Source organism: Candidatus Omnitrophota bacterium, from assembly GCA_013791745.1.
GTDB lineage: Bacteria > CG03 > CG03 > CG03 > CG03 > CG03.
This window is the reverse complement of the sequence record VMTH01000184.1, coordinates 1-9,159: the sequence shown is the minus strand read 5'-3', so window position 1 is coordinate 9,159 and position 9,159 is coordinate 1. Positions and strand designations below refer to the sequence as shown.

At 45.8% G+C, this 9,159-nt stretch carries 3 protein-coding genes and 1 rRNA gene; 3 read left to right on the top strand and 1 reads right to left on the bottom strand.

From position 1 onward, the window contains the following. Positions 1-5,046 (top strand): alpha-2-macroglobulin (locus FP827_09595; protein MBA3053319.1); only part of this gene is annotated, 5,046 nt, incomplete at its 5' end. On the opposite strand, the gene FP827_09590 is transcribed toward FP827_09595, so the two are convergent. Then, a complete protein-coding gene (locus tag FP827_09590; protein ID MBA3053318.1) occupies positions 5,036-6,733 on the bottom strand; it encodes a glutamine--tRNA ligase/YqeY domain fusion protein in 1,698 nt (565 codons plus the stop codon). The genes FP827_09595 and FP827_09590 overlap by 11 nt on opposite strands. Before the next feature lie 130 nt (positions 6,734-6,863). Between FP827_09590 and FP827_09585 the strand changes: the two genes are divergently transcribed. Together FP827_09585 and FP827_09580 are read left to right on the top strand one after the other, a co-directional pair. Continuing rightward, complete coding sequence (locus tag FP827_09585; GenBank protein MBA3053317.1) at positions 6,864-7,505, top strand: PorT family protein; 642 nt, start codon at positions 6,864-6,866, stop codon at positions 7,503-7,505. Between the two features lie 236 nt (positions 7,506-7,741). After that, positions 7,742-9,159: ribosomal RNA gene (locus FP827_09580) — 16S ribosomal RNA — on the top strand; the annotation flags it as partial.

Sequence of the window (9,159 nt, the reverse complement as noted above, 5' to 3'; positions counted from 1 at the left end):
GCCAACTGGGCACTTGCGGACCTCTTTGAAAACAGACTACAGTTTACTAAAGCCGTCAGTTACTGGAAAAAGGTTAATGATACAGCCAGTACTGACAGAATCAATAATATTATTGGTAATTGGGGCCGATTTGAACCTGCGCAAACACAACCTGCCGGACAGGGGGCAAGTGTAGAGTTCCGCTTCCGTAATGGTAAGGAAGTTGAATTTACTGCACATGAAATAGATATTTGGAAACTTGTAGGTGATGTAAAGAAATATCTTAAATCAAATCCCGAGGAAATTGATTGGGAAAAAATGGACATTAATAATATTGGTTACTTGCTTGTCAAGGAACATGGGGAGAAATATATAGGTCGAAAAGTTGCGGAATGGAGCTTGGGTCTTAAATCCAGGCCCAATCATTTTGATAAACGCATTACCATCAGCACTCCACTACAGAAAGCTGGATGTTATTTATTGACAGCAAAAATGAAAGACGGCAATATTAGTAAGATCGTTATTTGGATAAACGACACAGTAATTGTAAAAAAACGCATGGATCAAAAAGCCCTTTTTTTTGTGGCAGACGCCGTTACAGGTGAACCGCTCGAAAATATAAAGGTTGATTTTTTTGGATATAAACAAGAAAGGACAGATTGGGATAATAATCCCAAACGGCGCTATAATGTAATCGTTAAGAATTTGAGCCTGAATACAGATTCGGATGGTCAGGTATTTCCTGAGTCTGATGTATTTATGAGTACGTTTACATGGCTAACTATAGCTCATGATCAAAAGGGCCGTCTTGCATATCTCGGCTTCTCAGGTATCTGGTATGGTAATTATTACGATAGCGAATATAATCAAGTCAAAGTTTTTACCATTACAGACCGACCTGTATACAGGCCGGACCAGAGCGTTAAATTTAAGTCCTGGGTACGGAATGCTCAATATGACAAGGAAGACGTGTCCCAGTTTGCTGATCAACAGTTTCAAGTTGAAATACGCGACCCGAAAAACGAGAAGATATTTAGTGAGACATTCACATCTGATAGCTATGGCGGGTTAGATGGGGAATATTCATTACCTGAGGATGCTGCGCTTGGTGTGTACAGCATCCGTTTGTCTGCGGGAGGCAGAAGTCATAGTTCAAATTTTCGCGTAGAAGAGTATAAAAAACCCGAATTTGAAGTTTCTATTGAGGCTCCCTCCGAACCGGTTATGCTTGGTGAAAAAATTACTGCCAGGATTGTCGCGAAATATTACTTCGGCGCGCCGGTAACAGAGGCCAAGGTCAAGTATAAGGTTCTTCGTTCAGATTATAGAGCTAACTGGTATCCGTTCGGCAATTGGGACTGGTTTTATGGCCCGGGCTACTGGTGGTTTGCGTATGATTATACATGGTATCCCGGATGGTTTAAATGGGGCTGCAAACGTCCGCATTGGTGGTGGTGGCCTTCAAACCGTACACCTCCCGAAATTGTAGCAGAGGCCGAAGTCGAAATTGGTGAAAACGGGATAGTAGATATACCGATAGATACTTCTATCGCCAAAGAATTCCACGGAAATACAGACCATAGGTATTCTATCACTGCGGAAGTCACTGACAAGTCAAGGCGTACTATCGTCGGAACCGGGCAGGTACTTGTTGCGAGAGAGCCGTTTAAAGTTTATGCCTGGGTGGACCGCGGGTATTATCGTAAGGGTGATGTTGTTCGAGCTAGTTTTTCCGCCATGACCCTGGACAACAAGCCTGTCAAAGGCAAGGGCGTTTTAAATCTCTACCGTATCACCTACAAAGACAATAAACCGGTTGAGACACCTGAATATAGGAAGAAGCTGAACACAGATGCGGACGGTAAAGCTTCAACACAGATAAAAGCCTCCAGCGCCGGGCAGTACAGGTTGTCATATAAACTTACCGATGCAAAGGGACATGTTATTGAGGGAGGATATGTATTTCACGTTATGGGAGCTGGCACTGACGGCAGCGGATTTAAATTCAACCAGATAGAACTGGTCCCGGACAAACGGGAATATGCCCCCGGGGATAAAGTCAGTCTTATGATCAACACTGACCGTGTTGGAAGCACGGTTGTCCTGTTTACAAGGCCTTCTAACGGTATATATTTGAAACCGAAGATAATAAGGATGACGGGTAAGAGCGTTAAGGAAGAGATAATTGTTAAAAAGAAAGATATGCCTAACTTTTTCATTGAAGCTTTTACAATAAGTGATGGTAAGATTTACAGCGAGACCAGGGAGATAGTAGTTCCTCCTGAAAAGCGGGTACTTAATGTTGATGTAATAGCCTCATCTGAAAAATATAAACCTGGAGAGCAAGCAAAAGTAAAAATAAGGCTGTCGGATTATTATGGTAAACCGTTTTCAGGATCCACTGTCATATCTATATATGACAAGGCGGTGGAATATATATCAGGGGGATCCAATGTGCCTCAGATCAAGGAGTTCTTTTGGAAATGGCGCCGACGGCATTATCCGAGCGCCGAATCTAATCTTGACCGTTACTTCAATGAACTGGTCAACAGTATGCGTAATCTTGGCATTTTCGGGCACCTGATTGCAGATATATCCGCGGATACAAATTCTGACAGTGGTAGAGGGGAGAGAGAGACGGGACTGAAGCTTAACAAAAAGTCAAAGAAGATGCAGGAATTTCTTCCCGGCTTACCGATGAAGCAAGATAAGATGGAAGAGGGGTTATCAGCTGGAAGTGGTTCCGCTGAAGATGATACGCAGATGGTAACGCCTATTGTACGGACAAAATTTGCGGACACCGCTTTCTGGGCAGCATCCCTGATGACCGACAAGAACGGGATAGCGGAAGTCAAACTGCCAATGCCCGATAATCTGACTACGTGGAAAATCAAAACATGGGCAATGGGGCACGGAACAAAGGTCGGTGAAGGTTCAACAGAGGTGATAACGACTAAAGCGCTGCTAATCCGGCTGCAAGCGCCGCGGTTCTTTGTTGAAAAGGATGAAGTCGTAATATCGGCAAATGTGCATAATTATCTTAAAAAGACGAAGACAGTAAAAGTTATACTTGAGGTGGATGGGGGATGTATTGAGCTGATGGATGATCCCGCTAAACAAACCGTGAAGATTCCGCCGCAAGGAGAATCACGTGTCGATTGGCGCGTGAAAGTACTTAAAGAAGGCCAGGCGATAGTAAGGATGAAAGCCCTTACAGATGAAGAGTCCGACGCCATACAGATGAAGTTTCCGGTATATGTCCACGGTATGCTTAAAACAGAATCATTCAGCGGAGCAATGAGGCCGGATGAGGAAAAATTAAACATATTATTAAATGTTCCATCTGAACGGCGTGTTAATGAATCCCGTCTTGAAATACGCTATTCACCGACACTTGCGGCCGCAATGGTCGATGCGCTTCCATATATGGTTTCATATCCTTATGGTTGTACGGAACAGACGCTTAACCGATTTCTGCCGACTGTGATATCTCAGAAAATCCTGCTCGATATGGGGCTGAATCTCAAACAAATACGGGATAAGCGCACGAATCTGAATGCTCAGGAGATAGGTGTTGATAAAGACCGCGCAAAGCAATGGAAGCGCTGGGAAAATCAAAATCCTGTGTTTGATGAAAAGACAGTCGAAGATATGGTAAATAAAGGATTGAACCGCTTATCAGCTATGCAGATTTCGGATGGCGGGTGGGGATGGTTCTCAGGATGGGGTGAAAAATCCTATCCTCATACGACAGCGCTGGTCGTACACGGTTTGCAGATAGCTGAGGAAAATGGAGTATCTGTGCCGGGTAATATGATAAAGAAAGGAGTCGCATGGCTCAAAGATTATCAGAAGGAGCAACTCCAAAAGCTAAAAAATTGGCCCGAAAGACGCGAGCCCTACAAACAATATGCTGACAATATTGACGCATTTGTTTACATGGTTCTTGTAGACGCTGAAATTAGAAACAATAAGATGCGTGACTTTCTCTACAGGGACCGGAATCATATAGCAGTATATGCAAAAGCAATGTTTGGTATGGCCCTGCACAAGCAGCAGGATAATAAGCGGCTTTCAATGATCATTCAAAATATTGAACAGTATCTTGTGAATGACGATGAAAACCAGACTGCCTGGCTTAATCTTCCCAACAGCTCATACTGGTGGTATTGGTACGGCAGTGAGATGGAAGCCCATGCTTATTATCTAAAACTGTTGGCAAAGACCGAGCCGAAAAGCGTGAAAGCATCGCGGTTGGTTAAGTACCTTCTTAATAATCGCAAGCATGCCACTTACTGGAACTCGACACGAGACACTGCAATATGTATAGAAGCTATCTCTGATTACTTGCGCGCTAGCGGGGAAGACAAACCTGATATGACAGTAGAAATATTCATGGACGGGAACATGCAAAAAGAAAGCCGTATCTCAGCGGATAACCTTTTTACATTTGATAACAAGTTGGTACTTGAGGGAAAAGCGGTAGAAAGCGGTAAGCATAATATTGAATTTCGTAAGAAAGGAAAAGGTTCTCTTTACTGTAATGCATATCTAACTAATTTCACACTTGAAGATCATATTGCAAAGGCTGGCTTGGAAGTCAAAGTCAACCGCACATATTACAAACTTGTAAATGTTGAAAAAAAAGTAAAGGCGGCAGGTTCACGAGGGCAGGTTTTGAATCAGAAAGTAGAGAAGTATAAAAGAGAAGAAATACCTAACCTCGGTACTTTAAAGAGTGGTGATCTCGTGGAAATAGAGCTTACTATTGAAAGCAAGAATGATTATGAGTATCTTGTCTTCGAAGATATGAAAGCTGCGGGCTTCGAACCTGTTGAAGTAAGAAGCGGTTATAACGGCAATGATCTCGGCGCGTACATGGAGTTTCGTGATGAGAAAGTGTGCATTTTTGTCCGAAGACTTGCGCGCGGAAAGCACAGTGTCTCATATCGTATGAGAGCTGAAATACCAGGACGTTTCAGCGCCTTGCCAACCCGGGTCTACGCTATGTATGCGCCTGAACTTAAGGGTAATTCCGACGAGATCAAGCTGAATATCAAGGATTAGAATATTTTGTACCGCTGATTTTTGCCCATGTGTCCCGAAGGGCAGCGGTTCTGTTGAAAACGGCTTTGCCGGGAGAAGAATCTTTGTCGGCGCAGAAATAACCCGTTCTCAGGAACTGGAAGGTTTCTCCTTCCTCAACTTTGCCGAGTCCGGGTTCGCCCACAGCGCCGGAAATGATTTTAAGGGAATCATGATTCAGCTTTGACACAAAATCATCATCACCGCTTTCGGGTTCGGGTGAGGTGAACAGATGCTCGTATAGCCGTATTTCCAGAGGCGCCGCGTGGGCGACTGAAACCCATTGGAGCGTCCCCTTCACTTTTCTTCCGTCGGGAGAATCCCCCCCGCGCGTGGCTGGATCATAGCTGCATCGGATCTCGGCGATTTTTCCCTCGGTATCTTTTGTGAAGCTTTCGCATTTTACATAGTAGGCGTGTTTGAGACGCACCTCGCGGCCCGGCCCCAGGCGGAAGAATTTTTTGGGCGGGTCTTCCATGAAATCGGAGCGCTCTATATAGATCTCTTTTGAAAAAGGCAATTTTCTTGTGCCGGCCTTTTCGTCATCGGGATTGTTGACCGCTTCCAGCTCCTCACTTTTCCCGTCGGGATAATTTTCTATGACGACCTTCACCGGATCCAGCACCGCCATCACGCGTTTGGCGCTCCGGTTCAGGCCTTCCCGCATACAATGCTCCAGAAGAGCTATATCAATGGTGCTGTTTGTTTTAGCCACGCCTATTCTCTCGCAAAAATCCCTTATCGCCTCAGGTGTATAGCCGCGCCTGCGCAGTCCCGAAAGCGTAGGCATGCGCGGGTCATCCCATCCATTGACATGATTTTCTTCTACGAGCCGCAGGAGCTTGCGTTTGCTCAAAACGGTGTGGGTGATATTCAGCCGGGCGAATTCTATCTGTTTCGGCGGCTCCGGTATTACCGCTGAGGAAAGTATCCAGTCGTAAAGAGGCCTGTTGTTTTCAAATTCCAGCGTGCAGATGGAATGTGTTATCCCTTCTATTGAATCCGAAAGGCAATGGGCGAAATCATACATGGGATACACGCACCATTTATCCGCGGTTCTGTGATGGTTCGCCCTTTTGATGCGGTAAAGCGCGGGATCCCTCATCGTGATGTTGGGATGGGACATGTCTATTTTCGCCCTGAGCACTTTTGCCCCGTCGGGATATTTTCCTTCGCGCATTTCGTGAAAAAGTCTCAGGTTTTCATCAGCACTCCTGTTCCTGAAAGGGCTGTCTTTGCCGGGCTCCGTGAGCGTGCCGCGGTTTTTCCTTATTTCTTCCCCGCTCTGGTCATCCGCATAGGCAAGGCCTTTCCTTATAAGGGTTTCAGCGTATTCATAAAGCCTCTCAAAATAGTCCGATGTGTAAAAAAGCCGCTCACCCCAGTCAAAGCCCAGCCATCTCACATCTTTCATTATGGATTCCGTGTATTCGGCGCTTTCCTTTTCCGGGTTGGTGTCATCAAAGCGCAGATTGCAGAGGCCCTTGTATTTCAGGGCCGTTGAGAAATTCAGGCAGATGCTTTTGGCGTGGCCTATGTGAAGATAGCCGTTGGGCTCGGGCGGAAAACGCGTGTGCACCTTTGAGCCGTATAGGCCCTGCCCAATATCCCTTTCTATTATCTCGTGTATAAAATTGGACGATACGCCGGCCGGTTTTTTTTCTTCCATTTATTAAACTCCTAAATATTCGCGAAAATCATTCAGCCAATTCTACATGCTATAATCTTTTTTTTCAAGGTGCTTGTTTTTGCCCTTCAGTCAGCTTGACAGCTTTTGCCCGAAGTTTCACAATATAGCGATGCATGCTGGCGTTATGGTATTGAGGGGAGGAAAAATGAGAAAATTTTTTGGTCTGGTTTGTGCGGGTTTGTTTGTCGCGGGACTTTCGTCGTTTGCAAGAGCGCAGGATTTGTCCTTTGGCGTAAAAGCGGGTTTAAACATGGCGAATCATACTGCTCCGATAGAAGGCGATACATACAAAATGAAAACAGGTGTTGCTATAGGTGGATTTGCGGAATATGCAATTGATGACAATCTTGCAATCCAACCGGAACTTATTTATACACAGAAAGGATTGGAGTACGAATATACTTCGGGGGGGCAAATATATAAATATAAAATCAAACTTGATTACATAGAGATTCCTCTTCTTCTGAAGTATTCAATTTCTCCCGGAGAAAATGTCTGTCCTTTTGTTTTCGCCGGTCCTGCTCTCGGAATTCTTATGTCCGCAAAATCAGATTCCGAAGATATTAAAAGCATTTGCAATTCAACGGATATCGGCCTTGTATTGGGTGGTGGTGTTGAATTTGAAAGCGGTGTTTCTATAGACCTTCGTTATGATATGGGAATGACAAAAGTTTGGGATGTTGAAGGAGAAGATTATAAAGATAAGAACATAGTAATTTCGCTTATGGTCGGATATAAACTTCCCAGCTAAGCGCGTTAGTTTAATTAGCCGATAGGCTATGTAAATTTTGTCATTTGTATCCCGCACGACGGGTATTTGATTTTTGTCGTCGGGGAAATCGGCATTTGACGCGGCGGATCTTTAGTTTTTCCCGTCGGGGGTTCGCGGGTCTCCGACGAGAATTTTGCCACTTGACAGCTATTTGACAGTTTAGTAAAGTTGTGTCCGCGGACCGGTAAATTAACGGTCCGATATGTTCATTGAAATTATCTGGAGGGTTTGATCCTGGCTCAGGATGAACGCTGGCGGCGTGCTTAACACATGCAAGTCGAACGAGAATCTTTCTGAATGAAGCTTCGGCCGAGTTTAGAGAGAGGACAGTGGCAAACGGGTGAGTATAACACAGATAACCTCCCCTTTGGCGAGGGACAACCCACCGAAAGGTGGGCTAATACCTCATGGTAATAAGTTCTTACGAAGAGAATTTATTTAAAGGCTTCGGCCACCAAAGGTTGGGTCTGTGACCTATCAGCTTGTTGGTGAGGTAATGGCTCACCAAGGCTAAGACGGGTAGCCGGGCTAAAAGGTTGGCCGGCCACACTGGAACTGCGACACGGTCCAGACTCCTACGGGAGGCAGCAGTGGGGAATATTGCACAATGGAGGAAACTCTGATGCAGCGACGCCGCGTGAAGGATGAAGGCTTTCGAGTCGTAAACTTCTTTTAAGGAAAAGAAAGTCCGCCGCAAGGCGGATTGATCTATCCTAGAATAAGCAGTGGCTAATTACGTGCCAGCAGCCGCGGTAATACGTAAACTGCAAGCGTTATCCGGAATTATTAGGCGTAAAGGGAGCGTAGGCGTTTTGTCAAGTTCCTGGTGAAATCTTCGGGCTTAACCCGAAAATTGCTAGGAAAACTGATAGAATTGAGTTAAAGAGGGGAGAGTGGAATTCCTGGTGGAGCGGTGAAATGTGTAGATATCAGGAAGAATACCAATGGCGAAGGCAACTCTCTGGCTTTAAACTGACGCTGATTCTCGAAAGCGTGGGTATCGAACGGGATTAGAGACCCCGGTAGTCCACGCCCTAAACGATGAATACTAGATATCGGCGGTAACCAATCCGTCGGTGTCACAGCTAACGCGTTAAGTATTCCGCCTGGGGACTACGGCCGCAAGGCTAAAACTCAAAGGAATTGACGGGGGCCCGCACAAGCGGTGGAGTATGTGGTTTAATTCGATGCAACGCGAAGAACCTTACCTGGGTTGGAAACCCCTGGAATCCTGCAGAGATGCGGGAGTGCTCTTTTAGAGAATCAGGTGTCCAGGTGCTGCATGGTTGTCGTCAGCTCGTGTCGTGAGATGTTGGGTTAAGTCCCGCAACGAGCGCAACCCCTGTTGTTAGTTGCCAGCGATTCGGTCGGGCACTCTAACGAGACTGCCGGTGGTAAGCCGGAGGAAGGTGGGGATGACGTCAAATCCTCATGGCCCTTATGCCCAGGGCTACACACGTACTACAATGGTCGGTACAAAGGGCTGCGACCCCGCGAGGGTGAGCCAATCCCAAAAAGCCGACCTCAGTTCGGATTGTAGTCTGCAACTCGACTACATGAAGTTGGAATCGCTAGTAATCGCGGATCAGCATGCCGCGGTGAATACGTTCCCGGGCCTTGTACACACCGCCCG

What these genes read in the sequence shown, in the direction of transcription:
- FP827_09585 (MBA3053317.1), top strand. Translation starts at nt 6,864, where the DNA reads ATGCATGCTGGCGTTATGGTATTGAGGGGAGGAAAAATGAGAAAATTT.
- FP827_09590 (MBA3053318.1), bottom strand. Translation starts at nt 6,733, where the DNA reads ATGGAAGAAAAAAAACCGGCCGGCGTATCGTCCAATTTTATACACGAG.